25 protein-coding genes are annotated in these 19137 nt (G+C 61.3%); 23 read left to right on the top strand and 2 right to left on the bottom strand.

Features of this window, described 5'->3' with window-relative positions; genetic code table 11:
- The first annotated feature begins 1 nt into the window (after position 1).
- The 18 genes from rplE to dsbD all read left to right on the top strand — a co-directional run bounded on the left by rplE (position 2) and on the right by dsbD (position 10727).
- Positions 2 to 541, top strand: coding sequence for a 50S ribosomal protein L5 (rplE, locus tag LDZ27_RS01570; protein WP_061138390.1), 540 nt, complete (start codon positions 2 to 4; stop codon positions 539 to 541).
- A 7-nt stretch (positions 542 to 548) separates the two neighbouring features.
- Positions 549 to 854: a 30S ribosomal protein S14 gene (gene rpsN / locus LDZ27_RS01575; protein ID WP_244815020.1), complete on the top strand. Its 306-nt coding sequence runs from the start codon at positions 549 to 551 to the stop codon at positions 852 to 854.
- A gap of 14 nt (positions 855 to 868) precedes the next feature.
- Complete coding sequence (rpsH, locus tag LDZ27_RS01580) at positions 869 to 1264, top strand: 30S ribosomal protein S8 (protein ID WP_035967610.1); 396 nt, start codon at positions 869 to 871, stop codon at positions 1262 to 1264.
- 19 nt (positions 1265 to 1283) lie between these two features.
- Entirely contained in the window at positions 1284 to 1817 is a 534-nt protein-coding gene (gene rplF / locus LDZ27_RS01585) for a 50S ribosomal protein L6 (protein ID WP_244815021.1), read from the top strand.
- A gap of 12 nt (positions 1818 to 1829) precedes the next feature.
- Entirely contained in the window at positions 1830 to 2195 is a 366-nt protein-coding gene (rplR, locus tag LDZ27_RS01590) for a 50S ribosomal protein L18 (protein ID WP_035967614.1), read from the top strand.
- A 14-nt stretch (positions 2196 to 2209) separates the two neighbouring features.
- Positions 2210 to 2728, top strand: coding sequence for a 30S ribosomal protein S5 (gene rpsE / locus LDZ27_RS01595; protein WP_244815022.1), 519 nt, complete (start codon positions 2210 to 2212; stop codon positions 2726 to 2728).
- A 14-nt stretch (positions 2729 to 2742) separates the two neighbouring features.
- Positions 2743 to 2925 carry a 50S ribosomal protein L30 gene (gene rpmD / locus LDZ27_RS01600; protein ID WP_010106952.1) on the top strand — a complete coding sequence of 61 codons (183 nt, stop codon included), beginning with the start codon at positions 2743 to 2745 and terminating at the stop codon, positions 2923 to 2925.
- Positions 2926 to 2955: 30 nt separating this feature from the next.
- The gene (gene rplO, locus LDZ27_RS01605) at positions 2956 to 3390 is read left to right on the top strand and encodes a 50S ribosomal protein L15 (protein ID WP_008343934.1); all 435 of its coding nucleotides are present in this window, start codon (positions 2956 to 2958) and stop codon (positions 3388 to 3390) included.
- A gap of 42 nt (positions 3391 to 3432) precedes the next feature.
- Complete coding sequence (secY, locus tag LDZ27_RS01610) at positions 3433 to 4779, top strand: preprotein translocase subunit SecY (protein ID WP_244815023.1); 1347 nt, start codon at positions 3433 to 3435, stop codon at positions 4777 to 4779.
- Between the two features lie 8 nt (positions 4780 to 4787).
- A complete protein-coding gene (gene infA / locus LDZ27_RS01615; RefSeq protein WP_004521905.1) occupies positions 4788 to 5006 on the top strand; it encodes a translation initiation factor IF-1 in 219 nt (72 codons plus the stop codon).
- Between the two features lie 20 nt (positions 5007 to 5026).
- Entirely contained in the window at positions 5027 to 5143 is a 117-nt protein-coding gene (gene rpmJ, locus LDZ27_RS01620; RefSeq protein WP_004199844.1) for a 50S ribosomal protein L36, read from the top strand.
- A gap of 41 nt (positions 5144 to 5184) precedes the next feature.
- Positions 5185 to 5550 carry a 30S ribosomal protein S13 gene (gene rpsM, locus LDZ27_RS01625; protein ID WP_244815024.1) on the top strand — a complete coding sequence of 122 codons (366 nt, stop codon included), beginning with the start codon at positions 5185 to 5187 and terminating at the stop codon, positions 5548 to 5550.
- 28 nt (positions 5551 to 5578) lie between these two features.
- The gene (rpsK, locus tag LDZ27_RS01630) at positions 5579 to 5983 is read left to right on the top strand and encodes a 30S ribosomal protein S11 (protein ID WP_006052224.1); all 405 of its coding nucleotides are present in this window, start codon (positions 5579 to 5581) and stop codon (positions 5981 to 5983) included.
- Positions 5984 to 6128: 145 nt separating this feature from the next.
- A complete protein-coding gene (gene rpsD, locus LDZ27_RS01635) occupies positions 6129 to 6752 on the top strand; it encodes a 30S ribosomal protein S4 (protein WP_244815025.1) in 624 nt (207 codons plus the stop codon).
- A gap of 147 nt (positions 6753 to 6899) precedes the next feature.
- Positions 6900 to 7877 carry a DNA-directed RNA polymerase subunit alpha gene (gene rpoA, locus LDZ27_RS01640; protein WP_062638164.1) on the top strand — a complete coding sequence of 326 codons (978 nt, stop codon included), beginning with the start codon at positions 6900 to 6902 and terminating at the stop codon, positions 7875 to 7877.
- 146 nt (positions 7878 to 8023) lie between these two features.
- Positions 8024 to 8419 carry a 50S ribosomal protein L17 gene (rplQ, locus tag LDZ27_RS01645; protein ID WP_162066873.1) on the top strand — a complete coding sequence of 132 codons (396 nt, stop codon included), beginning with the start codon at positions 8024 to 8026 and terminating at the stop codon, positions 8417 to 8419.
- Positions 8420 to 8560: 141 nt separating this feature from the next.
- Positions 8561 to 8893, top strand: coding sequence for a divalent-cation tolerance protein CutA (cutA, locus tag LDZ27_RS01650; protein WP_244816006.1), 333 nt, complete (start codon positions 8561 to 8563; stop codon positions 8891 to 8893).
- Positions 8886 to 10727: a protein-disulfide reductase DsbD gene (gene dsbD, locus LDZ27_RS01655; RefSeq protein ID WP_370653345.1), complete on the top strand. Its 1842-nt coding sequence runs from the start codon at positions 8886 to 8888 to the stop codon at positions 10725 to 10727. The genes cutA and dsbD overlap by 8 nt, the downstream gene beginning before the upstream one ends.
- 56 nt (positions 10728 to 10783) lie before the next feature.
- On the opposite strand, the gene hemB is transcribed toward dsbD, so the two are convergent.
- Both hemB and yihA read right to left on the bottom strand, forming a co-directional pair.
- A complete protein-coding gene (gene hemB / locus LDZ27_RS01660; protein ID WP_244815026.1) occupies positions 10784 to 11782 on the bottom strand; it encodes a porphobilinogen synthase in 999 nt (332 codons plus the stop codon).
- Positions 11783 to 12045: 263 nt separating this feature from the next.
- On the bottom strand, positions 12046 to 12699 hold the full coding sequence (yihA, locus tag LDZ27_RS01665) for a ribosome biogenesis GTP-binding protein YihA/YsxC (RefSeq protein ID WP_244815027.1): 654 nt from the start codon (positions 12697 to 12699) through the stop codon (positions 12046 to 12048).
- Positions 12700 to 13029: 330 nt separating this feature from the next.
- On the opposite strand from yihA, the gene LDZ27_RS01670 reads away from it, so the two are divergent.
- The 5 genes from LDZ27_RS01670 (at position 13030) to msrQ (ending at position 19119) form a co-directional block, all read left to right on the top strand.
- Positions 13030 to 13710 carry a cytochrome c gene (locus LDZ27_RS01670; protein ID WP_244815028.1) on the top strand — a complete coding sequence of 227 codons (681 nt, stop codon included), beginning with the start codon at positions 13030 to 13032 and terminating at the stop codon, positions 13708 to 13710.
- A gap of 180 nt (positions 13711 to 13890) precedes the next feature.
- Entirely contained in the window at positions 13891 to 16137 is a 2247-nt protein-coding gene (locus LDZ27_RS01675; RefSeq protein WP_244815029.1) for a cytochrome c biogenesis protein ResB, read from the top strand.
- 4 nt (positions 16138 to 16141) lie between these two features.
- Positions 16142 to 17344: a c-type cytochrome biogenesis protein CcsB gene (ccsB, locus tag LDZ27_RS01680; protein ID WP_244815030.1), complete on the top strand. Its 1203-nt coding sequence runs from the start codon at positions 16142 to 16144 to the stop codon at positions 17342 to 17344.
- Between the two features lie 122 nt (positions 17345 to 17466).
- Positions 17467 to 18456 carry a protein-methionine-sulfoxide reductase catalytic subunit MsrP gene (gene msrP / locus LDZ27_RS01685; protein WP_244815031.1) on the top strand — a complete coding sequence of 330 codons (990 nt, stop codon included), beginning with the start codon at positions 17467 to 17469 and terminating at the stop codon, positions 18454 to 18456.
- A 3-nt stretch (positions 18457 to 18459) separates the two neighbouring features.
- Complete coding sequence (gene msrQ, locus LDZ27_RS01690) at positions 18460 to 19119, top strand: protein-methionine-sulfoxide reductase heme-binding subunit MsrQ (RefSeq protein WP_244815032.1); 660 nt, start codon at positions 18460 to 18462, stop codon at positions 19117 to 19119.
- Positions 19120 to 19137 lie beyond the last annotated feature (18 nt).

The following is a 19137-nucleotide window of genomic DNA, read 5'->3' on the forward strand; positions in this document are numbered from 1 at the left end:
AATGGCTCGTCTCCAAGAGATTTATAAAGAAAAGGTTGTGCCGGAACTGGTTGAAAAGTTCGGCTACAAGTCGGTCATGGAAGTGCCGCGCCTCACCAAGATCACCCTGAACATGGGTCTTGGCGAAGCCGTCGCTGACAAGAAGGTCCTTGAGCACGCCGTTGGCGACCTCACGAAGATCGCCGGCCAGAAGCCCGTTATCACCAAGTCGCGTAAGGCAATCGCTGGTTTCAAGATCCGCGAAGGCTACCCGATCGGCACGATGGTTACCCTGCGTGGCAATGCCATGTACGAATTCCTGGACCGTTTCGTCACCGTTGCGCTGCCTCGCGTGCGCGACTTCCGTGGCGTGTCGGGCAAGGCGTTCGACGGCCGCGGTAACTACAACATCGGTGTGAAAGAGCAGATCATTTTCCCCGAAATCGACTACGACAAGATCGACGCGCTGCGTGGGCTGAACATCAGCATCACGACGACTGCGAAGACCGACGAAGAAGCAAAGGCACTGCTCGCCGGCTTCAAGTTCCCGTTCAGAAACTGAGGTTACCGTGGCTAAACTGGCACTGATCGAACGTGAAAAGAAGCGCGCACGCCTGGCCGCAAAGTACGCTCCGAAGCGTGCTGAACTGAAGGCTGTGATCGATGACTCGAGCAAGTCGGACGAAGAGCGCTATTTCGCCCGTCTCGCGCTGCAACAACTGCCGCGTAACTCAAACCCCACCCGCAAGCGTAACCGCTGCGCGATTACGGGTCGTCCGCGTGGCACGTTCCGCAAGTTCGGACTTGCGCGTAACAAGATCCGCGAAATCGCTTTCCGCGGCGAAATCCCCGGCCTCACCAAGGCGAGCTGGTAATAGGAGAAACATAAATGAGCATGAGTGATCCTATCGCCGATATGCTGACTCGCATCCGCAATGCGCAGATGGTCGAGAAGGTTTCGGTGACTATGCCCTCGTCGAAAGTCAAGGTTGCGATTGCGCAGGTTTTGAAGGACGAAGGTTATATCGACGACTTCGCAGTGAAGGCTGAAGGTGCGAAGACGGAATTGAACATCGCGTTGAAGTACTACGCTGGCCGTCCGGTTATCGAGCGCCTCGAGCGCGTGTCGAAGCCTGGTCTGCGCGTGTACCGCGGTCGCAACGACATTCCTCAGGTGATGAATGGCCTGGGCGTTGCAATCGTGTCGACGCCGAAGGGTGTGATGACCGACCGCAAGGCGCGCCAGAACGGCGTCGGCGGCGAAGTCATCTGCTACGTCGCTTAACGCCGAAGGGAGAGGAAACATGTCTCGAGTAGGTAAAAGCCCGATCGCGCTGCCGCAAGGCGCGGAAGTGGCCGTCAAGGGCGACGTCATCACCGTGAAGGGTCCGCTCGGCACGATCTCGCAAGCGGCTAACCCGCTGGTGAGCGTGGCGAACGACAACGGCACGCTGAACTTCGCGCCGGCCAACGAAAGCCGTGAAGCGAACGCGATGTCCGGCACGATGCGCGCCCTGGTGGCGAACATGGTGCTGGGCGTCACCAAGGGTTTCGAGCGCAAGCTGACGCTGGTTGGCGTCGGTTATCGTGCGCAAGCGCAAGGCGACAAGCTGAACCTGTCGCTGGGTTTCTCGCACCCGGTGGTGCACCAGATGCCGGAAGGCGTCAAGGCTGAAACCCCGTCGCAGACCGAAATCGTGATCAAGGGGATCGACAAGCAGAAAGTCGGACAAGTCGCGGCGGAAGTGCGCGGCTATCGTCCGCCGGAGCCTTACAAGGGCAAGGGCGTGCGCTATTCCGACGAGGTCGTGATCCTGAAAGAAACGAAGAAGAAGTAAGGGTGCGCAATCATGGATAAGACTCAATCTCGCCTGCGCCGCGCTCGTCAGACGCGTATCAAGATCGCTGAGCTGCAGGTCGCGCGTCTCGCCGTGCATCGCACGAATACGCATATCTACGCGCAAGTGTTCTCGGCATGCGGCACGAAGGTGCTGGCAAGCGCCTCGACGCTGGAAGCCGAAGTGCGCGCAGAACTGGCCGACAAGTCGGGCAAGGGCGGCAACATCAACGCTGCAACCCTGATCGGCAAGCGTATCGCCGAGAAGGCTAAGGCTGCCGGCATCGAATCCGTCGCCTTTGACCGCTCGGGTTTCCGCTACCACGGCCGCGTGAAGGCGCTGGCTGATGCGGCGCGCGAAGCCGGGCTCAAGTTCTAAGGGAAGAATTCGTCATGGCAAAGATGCAAGCGAAAGTTCAGGCTGACGAACGCGACGACGGCCTGCGCGAAAAGATGATTTCGGTCAACCGCGTGACCAAGGTCGTGAAGGGTGGCCGTATTCTCGGCTTCGCCGCACTGACCGTGGTTGGCGACGGTGACGGCCGTGTCGGCATGGGCAAAGGCAAGGCGAAGGAAGTTCCGGTTGCCGTTCAAAAGGCGATGGAACAAGCCCGCCGCAACATGTTCAAGGTGCCCCTGAAGAATGGCACGCTGCAACACGAAGTGCACGGCAAGCACGGTGCTTCGTCGGTCCTCCTCGCTCCGGCGAAGGACGGTACCGGCGTGATCGCCGGCGGCCCGATGCGCGCAGTGTTCGACGTGATGGGTGTGCAGAACGTGGTGGCGAAGAGCCACGGCTCGACGAATCCGTACAACCTCGTTCGTGCAACGCTCGACGGTCTGCGCAAGCAATCGACCCCGGGCGACATCGCGGCGAAGCGCGGCAAGTCCGTCGAAGATATTTTGGGCTAAGCCTCGAGGTCATCATGTCTGAGAAAACTGTCAAGGTTCAGCTCGTCAAGAGCCTGATCGGGACCCGCGAAACGCACCGCGCGACGGTGCGTGGCCTCGGCCTGCGTCGCCTCAATTCGGTGAGCGAGCTGCAGGACACGCCGGCAGTGCGCGGGATGATCAACAAGGTTTCGTACCTCGTTAAGGTCATCGGCTAAGCGGCCGACCACGGATCCAAGGAGTTGAACATGGAATTGAATAACCTGAAGCCGGCGGAAGGCGCGAAGCACGCCAAGCGTCGCGTCGGTCGTGGCATCGGTTCGGGCCTCGGCAAGACCGCTGGCCGCGGCCACAAGGGTCAGAAATCGCGTTCGGGCGGCTTTCACAAGGTCGGCTTCGAAGGCGGTCAGATGCCTTTGCAGCGTCGTCTGCCGAAGCGTGGCTTTACCTCGCTGACGAAGGAATTCGTCGGTGAAGTGCGCCTGGCTGATCTGGAAAAGCTGCCGGTCGACGAAATCGATCTGCTGGCGCTGAAGCAAGCGGGTCTGGTCGGCGAGCTCATCAAGAGCGCGAAGATCATCAAGACCGGCGAGATCACCCGCAAGGTCACGGTGAAGGGTCTGACGGCAACGAAGGGCGCCCGTGAGGCAATCGAAGCCGCTGGCGGCTCGTTCGCCGAGTAACGCGCTAATCGCCGTTACTAGCACTAGCATCGGAGAAGGTTCTTGGCTAACAGCCCGAGTCTCGCAAAACCCGGTCGAAGCGCGGCGAAATTTGGCGATCTGCGTCGGCGTGCAGTGTTCCTGCTGCTGGCGTTGATCGTCTACCGCATTGGTGCGCACATCCCGGTTCCCGGCATCGATCCGGATCAACTGGCTAAGCTGTTCCAGAGCCAGTCGGGCGGCATCCTAGGCATGTTCAACATGTTCTCGGGTGGCGCGCTGTCACGATTCACGATCTTTGCACTGGGCATCATGCCCTACATTTCGGCGTCGATCATTATGCAGTTGCTGTCGATCGTGTCGCCGCAGATGGAGGCGTTGAAGAAGGAAGGGCAGGCGGGGCAACGGAAGATCACGCAGTACACGCGTATCTTCACCGTAGTGCTCGCAACCTTTCAGGCGTTCGGTATCGCGGTGGCGCTGGAGAATCAGCCCGCTCTGGTGCTGGACCCCGGCATGGTGTTCCGCCTGACGACGGTCGTCACGCTGGTAACGGGCACGATGTTCCTGATGTGGCTCGGTGAGCAGATCACGGAGCGCGGTCTCGGCAACGGCATCTCGATCATCATCTTCGGTGGTATCGCGGCGGGCTTCCCGAACGCGATCGGCGGTCTGTTCGAGCTGGTTCGCACCGGTTCGATGAGCATCATCTCGGCGATCATCATCGTCGTGCTGATCGCGGCGGTCACGTATCTGGTCGTGTTCATCGAACGCGGTCAGCGCAAGATCCTCGTGAACTATGCGAAGCGCCAGGTCGGCAACAAGATTTACGGCGGACAGTCGTCGCATCTGCCGCTGAAGCTGAACATGTCGGGTGTGATTCCGCCGATCTTCGCGTCGTCGATCATCCTCTTCCCGGCAACCATTCTGAACTGGTTCAGTTCGGGTACGCGTACCAACTGGTTCGCAAACACGCTGCACGGCGTGGCCGAGGCGCTCAAGCCCGGTCAACCCGTCTACGTGCTGCTGTATGCGTTGGCGATTGTTTTCTTCTGCTTCTTCTACACCGCGCTGGTGTTCAACAGCAGGGAAACCGCCGACAACTTGAAGAAGAGCGGTGCTTTCGTTCCGGGTATCCGTCCGGGCGATCAGACTGCGCGATATATCGACCGCATCCTCACGCGTCTGACGCTGGCCGGTGCGATCTACATCGTGTTCGTGTGCCTGTTGCCTGAGTTCTTGGTGTTGCGCTGGAACGTGCCGTTTTATTTTGGTGGAACGTCGCTGCTGATCATTGTCGTCGTCACGATGGACTTCATGGCTCAGGTGCAGTCGTACGTCATGTCGCAACAATACGAATCGCTGCTTAAGAAGGCAAACTTCAAGGGCAGCAACGTCCCGATGCGTTAATTAGGACTATGGCCAAAGACGATGTAATCCAGATGCAGGGCGAGGTTATCGAAAACCTCCCCAACGCTACTTTCCGGGTGAAGTTGGAAAATGGCCATGTCGTCCTGGGACACATTTCTGGGAAGATGCGGATGCACTACATCCGCATCCTTCCGGGCGACAAGGTTACGGTTGAATTGACGCCTTACGATCTGTCTCGTGCACGGATCGTGTTCCGGGCGAAGTGATTTGAAAAAAGGGTAATATCATGAAAGTGATGGCATCGGTTAAGCGCATTTGCCGCAATTGCAAGATCATCAAGCGCAAGGGCGTTGTGCGCGTGATTTGCAGTTCTGATCCGCGCCACAAACAGCGTCAAGGCTGAACGCCGCGCTTTTGCTTGCGCTTTTTGTTTGAGGAAAAACAATGGCTCGTATCGCAGGGGTTAACATCCCGAATCACCAGCATACCGAGATCGGCCTGACGGCAATCTACGGCATTGGTCGCACGCGCTCGCGCGGCATTTGCACCGCTGCTGGTGTGGAATTTTCGAAGAAGGTCAAGGACCTCACTGACGCAGACCTCGAAAAGCTGCGTGACGAAGTGGGCAAGTTCATCGTCGAAGGCGATCTGCGCCGCGAAGTGACGATGAACATCAAGCGCCTGATGGACTTGGGTTGCTACCGCGGCATGCGTCATCGCAAGGGCCTGCCCCTGCGTGGCCAGCGTACCCGCACGAATGCCCGTACTCGCAAGGGTCCGCGTCGTGCAGCGCAATCGCTGAAGAAGTAAGCGGAACTGACAGTTACAGGAAAACGTAATGGCTAAGGCTTCGAACAACTCCGCGGCGCAACGCGTTCGCAAGAAGGTAAAGAAGAACGTCGCCGAGGGCGTGGTTCACGTTCACGCGTCGTTCAACAACACCATTATCACGATCACTGACCGTCAAGGTAACGCGCTGGCATGGGCGACTTCGGGTGGTCAGGGCTTCAAGGGCTCGCGTAAGTCGACGCCGTTTGCAGCTCAGGTCGCAGCCGAATCGGCTGGCCGCGTGGCAATGGAATACGGCGTGAAGAACCTCGAAGTGCGGATCAAGGGCCCCGGTCCTGGCCGTGAATCGGCGGTGCGCGCGCTGCATGGTCTTGGCATCAAGATCACCGCGATCTCCGACGTGACGCCGGTCCCGCACAACGGTTGCCGTCCGCCGAAGCGCCGTCGCATCTAAGCGATGTCGCGACCGCATGTTCCTGCTGATGCGCGAGTATCGGCGGGATTCGTGCGTGAAGAAATTGACTAAGCCCACCGTTCGGCCCAAAGGGTTCGGACTAGCGCGGACGAAGGTTCGCGTGATTATTTATTAAGGATTCAACGTGGCACGCTATACCGGTCCCAAAGCCAAGCTGTCCCGCCGTGAAGGCACCGACCTGTTCCTGAAGAGCGCACGCCGCTCGCTCGCCGACAAGTGCAAGCTCGACAGCAAGCCCGGGCAACACGGCCGTACCTCGGGCGCGCGTACCTCCGACTACGGCACCCAGTTGCGCGAAAAGCAAAAAGTGAAGCGTATCTATGGCGTTCTCGAGCGTCAGTTCCGCCGCTACTTCGCTGAAGCAGACCGCCGCAAGGGTCCGACGGGTGAAAACCTGCTGCAATTGCTCGAGTCGCGTCTGGACAACGTCGTGTATCGCATGGGCTTCGGTTCGACGCGCGCTGAAGCACGTCAGCTCGTGAGCCACAAGTCGATCATGGTGAACGGCCAAGTCGCGAACATTCCGTCGCTGCAAGTGAAGTCGGGCGACGTGATTTCCGTGCGTGAGCAGTCGCGCAAGCAGGCTCGTATCGTCGAGGCACTGTCGCTGGCAGAGCAAGGCGGCATGCCGGGCTGGGTGTCGGTCGACGCGAAGAAGTTCGAAGGAACGTTCAAGTCGATGCCCGAGCGTAGCGATATCGCTGGCGACATCAACGAAAGCCTGATCGTCGAATTGTATTCGCGTTAATCGCGCGGCCTCACGCGCGGTAACCGGATCTGCAGCCGGGGAGCCTGATTGCTCGTGGCAAAGGGGCATCCCCGGCTGTGTATTTTCAGGTTGTTACCGGTCAGCCTTATCGGTGTAACGAGCCGAGGGTATTGAAAAGGAAAACCTATGCAAACCAGTTTGTTGAAGCCCAAGATCATTGCTGTTGAATCGCTTGGCGAAAGCCACGCGAAAGTGGTTATGGAGCCGTTCGAACGCGGCTATGGCCACACCTTGGGTAACGCGCTTCGGCGCGTGCTGCTGTCGTCGATGGTGGGCTACGCGCCGACCGAAGTGACGATCGCAGGCGTCGTGCACGAATACTCGACGCTCGATGGTGTGCAAGAGGATGTGGTCAACCTGCTGTTGAACCTGAAGGGCGTCGTCTTCAAGCTGCACAACCGCGATGAAGTCACGGTGACGCTGCGCAAGGAAGGCGAAGGCGTGGTCACTGCCGGCGATATCGAACTCGCGCATGATTGCGAGGTCATCAACCCGGAACACGTCATCGCTCACCTGTCGAAGGGCGGCAAGCTCGACGTTCAGATCAAGATCGAGAAGGGCCGCGGCTACGTGCCGGGCAACGTGCGTCGTTATGGCGAAGAGTCGGCGAAAATCATCGGCCGTATTGTGCTGGACGCGTCGTTCTCGCCGGTTCGCCGCGTGAGCTACGCCGTGGAAAGCGCGCGTGTGGAACAGCGTACCGACCTCGACAAGCTCGTGATGAACATCGAGACGAACGGTGTCATCTCGCCGGAAGAAGCGATCCGTCAATCGGCGCGCATTCTCGTGGATCAACTGTCGGTGTTCGCGGCGCTGGAAGGCACGGAAGCGGCAGCGGAAGCGCCGTCGCGCGCGCCGCAGATCGATCCGATCCTGCTGCGTCCGGTGGACGACCTCGAGTTGACGGTGCGTTCCGCCAACTGCCTGAAGGCCGAAAACATCTACTACATCGGCGATCTGATCCAGCGCACGGAAAACGAGCTGCTGAAGACGCCGAATCTCGGTCGCAAGTCGCTGAACGAGATCAAGGAAGTGTTGGCCTCGCGTGGCCTGACGCTCGGCATGAAGCTCGAAAACTGGCCGCCAGCCGGTCTCGACAAGTAATCGCAGACGTCTCGCTGTAACTGGCAAAGACGCGGATTTTGCTTTAAAATCCGCGTCTTGCTTTTTCTTCGACCGGCCCGTGCGCCGCTGTTCTACAGCGAAGCGCAATAGAAGAGCTGGATCAAAACTCGTTAAAGGAACTGAAAATGCGTCACAAGCATGGTTTGCGGAAACTGAACCGCACGAGCAGCCACCGTCTGGCAATGCTCCGCAATATGTCGAACTCGCTGATCGAGCACGAAGTCATCAAGACGACGCTGCCGAAAGCCAAGGAACTGCGCAAGGTTGTCGAGCCTCTGATCACGCTCGGCAAGAAGCCGTCGCTGGCAAACCGCCGTCTGGCGTTCAACCGTCTGCGCGATCGTGATTCCGTCGCGAAGCTGTTCGACGTTCTCGGCCCGCGCTACGCGAATCGTCCGGGTGGCTATCTGAGCATCCTCAAGTTCGGCTTCCGCGTCGGCGATAACGCTCCGATGGCACTGATCCAACTGATGGATCGCCCGGAAGTGGAAGAAACGGAAGAAGTTCAGGAAGCTGAATAAGTCCGGTAAGTGGTTAGCAAAAGGCCAAGCTTCAGCTTGGCCTTTTTGTTTTTGGGCGTCTGCTGCGCGGCACCCCGGCAAAGCTGCGGGCTGGCCGCGAATGCTACGATATCGCTCGTAACCGATTCCCCGGAGTCCAGATTGAACGTTCCCGTCATGCTGATGCTGACGACGCTGCCCGATGCCGAATCGGCGACGGCGCTCGCTCATGCCATTCTTGAAGCGCGGCTTGCTGCATGCGTGACGAAGCTTGGGGCGGTGGAGTCGCACTATCACTGGAAGGGCGCGGTGGAGTCGTCGCAGGAAATTCAGGTGTTGATCAAAACGAGCGTGGCCCGCAGCGACGAGCTTCAGCGTTTCATCGAAGCCCGGCATCCTTACGAAACGCCTGAAATCCTGGTCTGGCAGGCGGATGCGTCGCCTGCCTACGGGCAATGGGTCAACTCCGAAACGCAGCGTCCTCTTCATGTTTGAGCTTTTCCGTATCGTTGCGCGCCGAGGCTGGGGCGCCGTCCTGTTGCTCGCGATGGCGTGCGTCATGGGCGGCACGGCGCGCGCGGCCGATGACTTCCTGGATCCCGGCGTCGCGTTCAAGTTCAGCGCGTCCGAGCAGCCGGGCGAAGTCGACGTGCGATACAAGATTGCCGACGGCTACTACATGTATCGCGAGCGTTTCGCGTTCGCCGTGAAAAGCGGCGGCGCGACCATCGGCGCGGCGCAACTGCCCGCAGGCAAGGTCCACTTCGATCAGACGTTCAACAAGGACGTCGAGACATACCGCGGTGAACTGCTGATCCGCATCCCCGTCGCTCAGGCGAGCGGTCCGTTCGAATTGGCTGTGACGTCGCAGGGCTGCGCGGATCAGGGAATCTGCTATCCGCCGATGGAGCGCACCTATCGCGTGAAGGGCGAGGCGCTCGAGCCGGCGGGCGCATCGGCATCGCGGGCGACGGATAAGGCGGCAGACCGTTCCCAGTCCTGGTTCGAACGTGCCAAGAGCGCGGACTATGCCGAGTCGATGCTCCTGGGCGGCGGCTTTTTCGCCGTCGTGGGCCTGTACTTCGTGGCCGGCATGGTTCTCAGCCTGCTCCCGTGCTCATATCCGATGATTCCCATTCTCTCCGCGATCATCGTAGGAGAAGGCGCACGCGTCACACGCGGACGCGGATTCGCATTGTCGGTCTCATATGTCGTCGGCATGGCGCTGGTTTATACGGCGCTTGGCGTCGCTGCCGCGCTTATCGGCCAAAGCCTGGGGGCTTGGCTGCAAAATCCGTGGGTGCTCGGCGCATTCGGCGTGCTGCTGGCGGCCTTTGCGGTCGCGCTCATTTCTGGCGTCGACATAACCTTGCCCGAGCGCTGGCAGAGTGGCGTGAACGAGGCGTCGCAGAGGCGCAGCGGCGGCAAGTTCGCCGCCGTTGCCGTAATGGGCGCGCTGTCGGCGCTCGTGGTCGGCGCGTGCATGACCGCACCGCTTTTCGCGGTGCTCGCCTTCATCGCGCATACGGGCAACGCGATGCTCGGCGCGGCGGCGTTATTCGCAATGGGCATCGGTCTGGGCGTCCCGCTGCTCGTGATCGGCCTCGGCGCCGGTTCGATTCTGCCTCGCGCAGGCGCCTGGATGGATGGCGTGAAAGTGTTCTTCGGCGTAGCGCTGGTGGCGGCTGCCTTGTGGATCGTCTGGCCGGTGATCGGCAGCGTCGCGCGGATGCTGCTCGGCGCGCTGTGGCTGCTGACCGCCGCCGCGTCGCTCGGCGTGTTCGGCTCTGGCGCGAGCGCGTCTGCGAACGTGTGGAAGCGCCTCGGGCGTGGGCTCGGCGCGGCTTTCGCGGTGTGGGCGGCGGCGCTCCTTCTCGGTTTGGCCGCGGGATCGACCGATCCGTTGCGCCCGCTCGCAATCCTCGCTTCGCGCGCCGATCTCACCGCGACCACGGACGCGCAAACGCGAACGCCCGTGTTCGCGCCGGTGCGCTCGTCGACGGAACTGGATTCGGCCGTGAAAGCCGCCGCGCGTCCCGCGATGCTCGACTTCTACGCGGACTGGTGCGTGTCCTGCAAGGAAATGGAGAACCTGACGTTCTCCGATGCCCGCGTTCAGGCGCGTCTTGCGCAGCTCAACTTGCTGCGCGCCGACGTCACCGCGAACAACCCGGCCGACCAGACGCTTCTCAAGCGCTTCGGGCTTTTTGGTCCGCCCGGGATCATCTTCTTCGACGCGCGCGGAAACGAGGTGGCGCGGGTCGTCGGCTACGAATCGGCGGATACGTTCCTGAAGAGCCTCGACAAGCTCGCTTCATCGAACGGATAAACAAAAAGGGCGATGCGCGAACCGCATCGCCCTTTCGCATTCAGGAAGCTGACTTCTTACTTCGACGCTCGCAGAATGCGCGCAGCGTCCAGCGCGAAGTACGTCAGCACGCCGTCCGCGCCCGCGCGCTTGAATGCCAGCAGCGATTCCATCATCGCCTTGTCGTGATCCAGCCAGCCGTTCTGCGTGGCCGCCTTGATCATCGCGTATTCGCCGCTGACCTGATACGCATACGTCGGAAAACGGAACTCGTCCTTCACGCGCCACACGATGTCCAGATACGGCATGCCCGGCTTGACCATCACCATGTCAGCGCCTTCCTCGATGTCCATGCGGACTTCGCGCATCGCTTCGTCGGTGTTCGACGGATCCATCTGGTACGTCATCTTGTTGCCCTTGCCGAGATTCGCGGCCGAGCCGACGGCATCGCGGAACGGGCCGTAGAACGCCGACGCGTACTTCGCGGCATACGCCATGATGCGCGTGTGGATGTGGCCGTCGCTTTCCAGCATTTCGCGGATCGCGCCGATGCGGCCGTCCATCATGTCCGAAGGCGCGACGATATCGACGCCCGCTTCGGCCTGCGTGCGCGCTTGCTCGACGAGAATCTCGCTCGTTTCGTCATTCTTCACGTAGCCGTCTTCATCCAGGACGCCATCCTGACCGTGGCTCGTGTACGGGTCGAGCGCGACGTCGGTCAGCACGCCGAGCGTCGGGAAATTCTTCTTCAGTTCGCGCACCGCGCGCGGAATCAATCCTTCGGGATTGGTCGCCTCGCGGCCATCGGGCGTCTTGAGCGACGGCTCGATCGCCGGAAAAAGTGAAATGACGGGAACGCCCAGCTCGACGCATTGCTCCGCAACCTTCATCAGCAGATCGACCGACGTGCGCTCGACGCCGGGCATCGACGGCACCGCCTGACGCACGTTCGCGCCCCCGACGATGAACACCGGATAAATGAGGTCGTTGGTGGTGAGGATGTTTTCGCGCATCAGACGGCGCGAGAAGTCATCGCGGCGCATGCGGCGCGGACGATGATGAGGATAGAAACTCATGACTTCGACTCTGTTTGACGTGCTTCAGGGGAGAGGTCCAAAACGCGCTCTGCGGCGCTGAGAGCCAGGCTGGACAAGCCGGGCGCCGTTCCGGAAACGTTTCGAGACAATGGTATATCATAGCCAGCGGGCAAGGCGCTTGCGCCGCGCTCCCCGCTTCTCCTCCCTGAGCGGGTGCCTGTCGAAATTCGATTAGGCTATTAACCCGCCGCCATGCGGCGGGTTTTTTTATGTCCGCTCGCCTGTGCGCCGCCGCCGGTCCGTCACTGGGCAGCGTCTTCCGAAGACGTGTCCTCGGGAATCAGCCAGCTTTCGATCAGTTCGTGCGCTTCTTCCAGGCCCGTGCGTTTGAGCGCCGAAAAAAGCTGCACGCTCAACTCACCGCGATAACCCGCCGCCTTGTATTCGCCGAAGGCCTTCTGCGTCGCGCGCAGTGCGTTCGTCATCTCTTGTCGCGTCAATTTGTCGCACTTCGTGAGGAGCGCGTGGATCGGCTTGCCAGTGGGCGCGAACCAGTCGACCATGATCCGGTCCAGTTCCGTCAGCGGACGGCGCGAATCCATCATCAGGATCATGCCGCGCAACTGCGCGCGGCTTTGCAGATACGTGGACAGCAACTGCTGCCAGTGCGCCTTGGCCGCGCCGGGAACTTCGGCGTAGCCGTAACCCGGCAAATCGACGAGATGTCCGACCGGCGCCGCCTCCGGTCCGACCGAGAAGTAATTGATGTGCTGCGTGCGTCCCGGCGTCTTGCTCGCAAACGCGAGGCGTTTCTGGTTGCACAGCACGTTGATCGCCGTGGACTTGCCGGCGTTCGAACGTCCCGCGAAGGCGACTTCCGGCTGAGGCGTGGGCGGAAGATCGCGCAGATGATTGACCGTGGTGAAGAAGCGAGCTTGATGAAGCAGAAATGACATTGGCGGGAGACCGAGAGAGCGGCGTTGACTGAAGCCTAGAGAACCCCGGCAATACTGGGCATGCCCCGACTGGCGTCTTTGCGTGTAGCGGGTTATTGTACAATACGACGGATTTTTAAAGACCCGCGAGGGTGCAAGACCCAAGCCGCAGGCGTCACCCACAGCTTTGCACGGGATCGGAGACAGGCGCTTTCGCGCCGGCTGCGATCGACAAGGAGCGAAAGTTTCAGGGCGTCTTTGAGCCCTTCGTTCGGGTACCTTGCGGCAGTTCGGCTGCCGTCGTTTTTTGCAGAACCTCCATTCTCACAAGACGAAAAACAGGGTACGCGAATGAACCGACTGTACAAGTCTCTGGCGGTGCACAAGGCGGTACTTAAGGCAGCGGCGGCTTTCAGTGTGGGTCTGGTCGGATTGGCGGGATCAGTGAGTGCGGCCGAGCCCGCGCAGCCGGCCAAGCCGGATGTGACGAGAGGGCAGGCCATCGCGACGCAGGTGTGCGCGGCGTGTCACGCGGCGGACGGCAATAGCGCCGGCGCTGCTTTTCCGAAGCTCGCGGGTCAGCACGCCGAATACATCGTCAAGCAATTGAAGGATTACAAGACGCAGCCGGGCGCGAAGGCGCCGGCGCGCAACAATCCGATCATGACGGGCATCGCGGGCGCGCTGTCCGATCAGGACATGGTGAACGTGGCGGCGTACTTCGCGTCGCAGAAAACCAAGCCCAACTACGCGCGCGACAAGAACGACGTCGCGCTCGGCCAGAAGATCTACCGCGGCGGCATCGCGGACAAGGGCGTGCCGGCGTGCGCCGCGTGTCACGGTGCCACCGGCCTCGGCATCCCGGTGCAGTATCCCCGGTTGTCGTGGCAGTGGGGCGACTACACCGTCGCGCAGCTCAACGCGTTCGCGCAAGGCACGCGGAACAACAGCGAGCCGATGCATGCCATCGCGTCGCGCCTGAACGACGCGGAAATGAAGGCGGTCGCGGATTACGTCGCCGGATTGCACTAAACGCAGCACGCGGCGTCCCGCGTTTCCCGTGACCGAGCCACTCAGCGCGAACGCCGGGAATCGCCGATACTACGCACCGAGCCGGTCGAAGAGGCCGGCGCCAAAACAAGAAAAGGGTGGGACGTCGGTCGGTCAGACCGCTTGCGTCTCCACCCTTTTTTGCTGTCAGCCGGAGTTTGAATGAGCGTCACCACATCGGGATTGCAGTCGAAGTCGGGCCGTCGCGCCGTCAGGCATTTCGTCGAGCTCGTGAGTTCGATGCGCTTTGCCATCGCTTTGCTTGTCGTACTGGCGATTGCGAGCATCATCGGGACGGTGCTCACGCAGGAAGACCCGTATCCCAACTACGTCAACCAGTTCGGCCCGTTCTGGGCGGACATCTTCCGTGGCGTGAGCCTCTATAACGTGTACAGCGCGTGGTGGTTCATGCTGATACTCGTTTTCCTGGTGATTTCCGTGTCGCTGTGCGTCGTGCGCAACGGCCCGAAGATGATCGCGGACATGAAGAGCTGGAAAGACCGCGTGCACGAAGGCAGCCTGCGGGCGTTTCATCACAAGGGCGAGTTCGCGGTGCCGGCGGATCGCGCGCAGACGGCCGCGACGCTCGAGCGCCTCAGCGCGAAGATGGGCTATCGCTTCGTGAGGCGCGAAACCGACACGGGCGCGACGCTCATCGCCGGCAAACGCGGGGCGCTCACGAAAATCGGCTATATCTCGGCGCACCTCGCGATCGTCGTGATCTGTATCGGCGGGCTGCTCGACAGCAACTTGCCGATCAAGCTGCAAATGTGGCTCTTCGACAAGACGCCAATCAACACGAACGCCGTCATCAACGACATTTCCGCCGAGCATCGCCTGTCCACGTCGAACCCGACCTTCCGCGGCTACGCGTGGGTGCCGGAAGGCCAGTACGTCGGCACGGCCATTCTGAATCAGCAGGACGGCTCGATCATTCAGGACCTGCCGTTCTCCATTCAGCTCGACAAGTTCATCGTCGATTACTACTCGACCGGCATGCCGAAGCTCTTCGCGAGCGACATCGTCGTGATCGATCACAAGACGGGCAAGCGCATCCCGGCGCGCGTCGAAGTGAACAAGCCGTTCACATATGACGGCGTTTCCATCTATCAATCTAGCTTTCAGGACGGCGGCTCGAAGCTCCAGATGACCGCCTGGCCGATGACCGGCGGCAGCGCGCAGACCGCGCCCTTCAACGGAACGATCGGCGGCAACGCGCCCATCGCCGCGCAGTTCGCGGGCGCGAAGGGCGAAACCGTCGAGTTCACGGATTTCCGCGCAATCAACGTGGAGAACATGACGGACGGCAGCGGTGCGTCGGACGCGCGCGGCGTCGGCAAGAAGGAAACGCTGCGCGATGCGTTCGACGAGCGCCTCGGCTCCGGCGCGAAGACGTCGAAGCCGACGGACCTGCGCAACATCGGCCCGTCGGTGCAGTACAAGGTGCGTAGCACGGACGGTCAGGCGCGCGAGTACAGCAACTACATGTTGCCGGTGGATGTCGGCGGTCAGCGGATGTTTCTGGCCGGCATGCGCCTGAGTCCGAACGATCCGTTCCGCTATCTGCGCATTCCCGCCGACGACGGCGGCACGGTCAAGCAGTGGATGCAGTTGCGCGCCGCACTCGAAACGCCCGCGACGCGCGCGGCCGCGGCGCACCGGTTCGCCCTGCGTTCGGTGCCGCAGGAGAACGCGGACTTGCAGAAGCATCTGGAAGAAAGCGCGATCCGCGTGCTGAATCTCTTCGCCGGCGCGGCCGAAAACGGCGCGGCAAGCGCGAATCCTCAGTCGATTGGCGGCTTTCAGAGCATCGCCGGTTTCATCGACAAATCGGTGCCGAAGGCCGAACAGGAAAAAGCCGCGAGCCTTCTGATGCGGATGCTGGAAGGCGCGATGTGGGACGTCTGGCAGATGTCCCGCGAGCAGAACGGCCAGCCCGACGCGAAGATCGACGAGAAAAACACCGCGTTCGTTCAGGCGTCGATCAACGCGCTTTCTGACAGCTTTCTATACGGTTCTCCTGTCTTTCTGCAACTGGATTCCTTCAAGCAGGTGCAAGCCTCGGTATTCCAGTTGACGCGCGCGCCGGGTAAAAAAGTGGTGTATCTTGGCAGCCTCCTCCTCGTGATCGGCATCTTCTCGATGTTCTACGTCCGCGAACGCCGGCTCTGGTTCTGGCTCAAAGATTCAGGACAAGGCGGCGCGAGCGTGCTGATGGCGATGTCCACGGCGCGCAGAACGCTGGACTTCGAGAGGGAGTTCGAGCGCACGCGCGCGTCCGTCGCTGCGGCGCTGGGCGTTTCGCCGCTGGATCCGGCCGCTTCGCCGCTCGAACCCGCCGCGTCGAACGCGCACGCCGCGCCGCAATCGCAATCCGAAGCCGCGAGCTCGGAAGTTTCATCACGGTAAGATCATGGACCTCACACAGACTTCCTCCCACGCTTCCGTCAAGACGGAACGTCCGGCCCCGGGCCTTCCCGATATTGCCGCGTTCGACGATCGTCCGTTCTGGCGCAAACTCGGCGCACTGGACTGGCTCTTCGCGCTCGCGATGGTCGCCGGCGCGGGCTTCGCGCTCAACCGCTATCACGCGTACATGGACGTGTACGACACGGCGGTGCTGGTCGGCGCGGTGCCGACCTTCGTCGTGCTCGGCTGGCGCTGGAAGCCCGTGCGTCTGCTGATCGCGCTGATCGCGGTCATGGCGCTCGTCTCCATCCAGCTTTATCAGCACGACCTCGCGCGCGCGGACACCAATTTCTTCCTGAAGTACTTCCTGTCGAGCCAATCCGCGATTCTGTGGATGAGCGCGCTTTTCATCCTCGCGACGCTTTTTTACTGGATCGGGCTCGTCACGCGCTCGCAGACGGGCGGCGCGATCGGCTCGCGCATGACGTGGGCCGCGGTGCTGATGGGCTTCACGGGCATGATGGTGCGCTGGTACGAGTCGTACATGATCGGCAGCGATGTCGGCCATATTCCTATCTCGAACCTGTACGAAGTGTTCGTGCTGTTCTGTCTCATCACGTCGCTCTTCTATCTGTACTACGAGCAGCATTACGCGACGCGTCAGATGGGCGCGTTCGTGCTGCTCGTCATCAGCGCGGCGGTCGGCTTCCTGATGTGGTATTCGATTTCCCGCGACGCGCAGCAGATTCAGCCGCTCGTGCCCGCGCTGCAAAGCTGGTGGATGAAGATCCACGTCCCCGCGAACTTCATCGGTTACGGCAGCTTCGCACTCTCGGCGATGGTGTCCGTCGCGTATCTCTCGAAGCAGCGCGGCTTCTTGGCGGACCGCCTGCCGCCGCTCGAAGTGCTCGACGACGTCATGTACAAGTCGATCGCGGTCGGCTTCGCGTTCTTCACCATCGCGACGATTCTCGGCGCGCTGTGGGCGGCGGAAGCGTGGGGCGGCTACTGGAGCTGGGACCCGAAGGAAACGTGGGCGCTGATCGTCTGGCTGAACTACGCGGCGTGGCTCCATATGCGGCTCATGAAGGGGCTGCGGGGAGCGGCGGCGGCGTGGTGGGCGCTGACGGGTCTCGTCGTGACGACGTTCGCGTTCCTCGGCGTCAATATGTTCCTGTCGGGCTTGCACAGTTACGGCAAGCTGTAGGCCGCCGCATCGGAAAGAAAAAAACCGCCATGCGTGTGCGCTGGCGGTTTTTTTTCGTGTCAACGTGGAATACGGGCATCGGTTCTGCTGTTTGCCTGAGTATCGCGAAAGAGGAGTGGGGCATGTGGATCAAACGCAATGCGGCGCTTTACGGCGATGACATCGCCAGCCGCGAAATCACGCCGCGCGAGGTATTCGAGAACCGCCGCCGCGCATTGCGCTCGATCGGCGCGCTGGCGGCGGCAGGATTGGGCGGCGCGAGCGGTCTCGCGCACGCGACGCTGAGTTCGCCGGACGCGAAAGGCCAGAAGCTCGCCGCCAAAACCAACGCGAACTACGTCGCGCTCGACAAACCGACGCCGCTCAAGGACATCACGACCTACAACAACTTCTACGAGTTCGGCACCGACAAGGGCGATCCGGCAGAGCACGCCGGCACCTTGCGTCCGCGGCCGTGGAAGGTCTCGGTGGAAGGCGAGATCAAGAACCCGAAGGTCTACGATATCGACGGCCTCCTCAAGCTCGCGCCGCTCGAAGAACGCGTCTACCGGCTGCGCTGCGTCGAAGGCTGGTCGATGGTGATTCCGTGGATCGGCGTGTCGCTCTCCGAGCTGATCCGGCGCGCCGAGCCGTCCGGCAACGCAAAGTACGTGCAGTTCATCACGCTCGCCGATTCATCGCAGATGCCGGGGCTTTCCACGCCGATTCTCGAATGGCCGTATTCCGAGGGTCTGCGCATGGACGAAGCGATGAACCCGCTCACGCTCTTGACCGTGGGTTTGTACGGCGAGGTGCTGCCGAACCAGAACGGCGCGCCGGTGCGCGTGGTCGTGCCGTGGAAGTACGGCTTCAAGAGCGCGAAGTCGCTCGTGAAGATCCGCTTTGTCGAAAAGCAGCCGCCGACGAGCTGGAACACCTACGCGCCGAACGAATACGGCTTCTACTCGAACGTGAATCCGAACGTCGATCATCCGCGCTGGAGTCAGGCGACGGAACGGCGCATCGGCGAGGACGGATTTTTCACGCCCAAGCGCAAGACGCTGATGTTCAACGGATACGGCGATCAGGTCGCGTCGCTGTATCGGGGCATGGACCTGAAGAAGAACTTCTGAACGATGCCGACCGCATCCGAAGTCGAAACGGCGCAGCCGCGCGCGCGCATCAAAAGCGGGCCGCGCTGGATCGCGCCCGTGAAGGTCGTGGTTTTCATCGCGGCGCTGTATCCGCTTGCGCGCATCGTGCTTCTGGGGACGACTGGCGCGTTCGGCGGCTTGAGCGCGAATCCGATCGAGTTCATCACGCGCTCGACCGGCCTCTGGACGCTCGTGTTCCTGTGCATCACGCTCGCGATCACGCCGCTCCGAAGGCTGACCGGCGTGGCCGCGCTCTTGCGATTTCGCCGGATGATCGGCCTGTACGCGTTCTTCTACGCCGTGCTGCATTTCACGACGTACATCTGGTTCGACAAATGGTTCGACGTCGCCGAGATCGTGAAGGACATCGGCAAGCGGCCGTTCATCACGGTCGGTTTCGCGGCGTTCGTCTTGCTGATTCCGCTTGCCGTCACGTCGCCCAAAGCGATGGTCCGCAGGCTCGGCCGTCGCTGGCAGACGCTGCATCGGGTCATCTATCTGATCGCCGCGCTCGCCATTCTGCATTTCTGGTGGATGAAGGCCGGCAAGCACGACTTCGAGCTGCCGAAAATCTACGGCGCCATCGTGATTGCGCTTCTCGGCTGGCGCGTGCTGGCCTGGTTCAACGCAAGGCGCGCATAGAAAAAGCGATGCCGCGGC

The sequence above is a fragment of the Caballeronia sp. Lep1P3 genome (assembly GCF_022879595.1).
Lineage (GTDB): Bacteria > Pseudomonadota > Gammaproteobacteria > Burkholderiales > Burkholderiaceae > Caballeronia.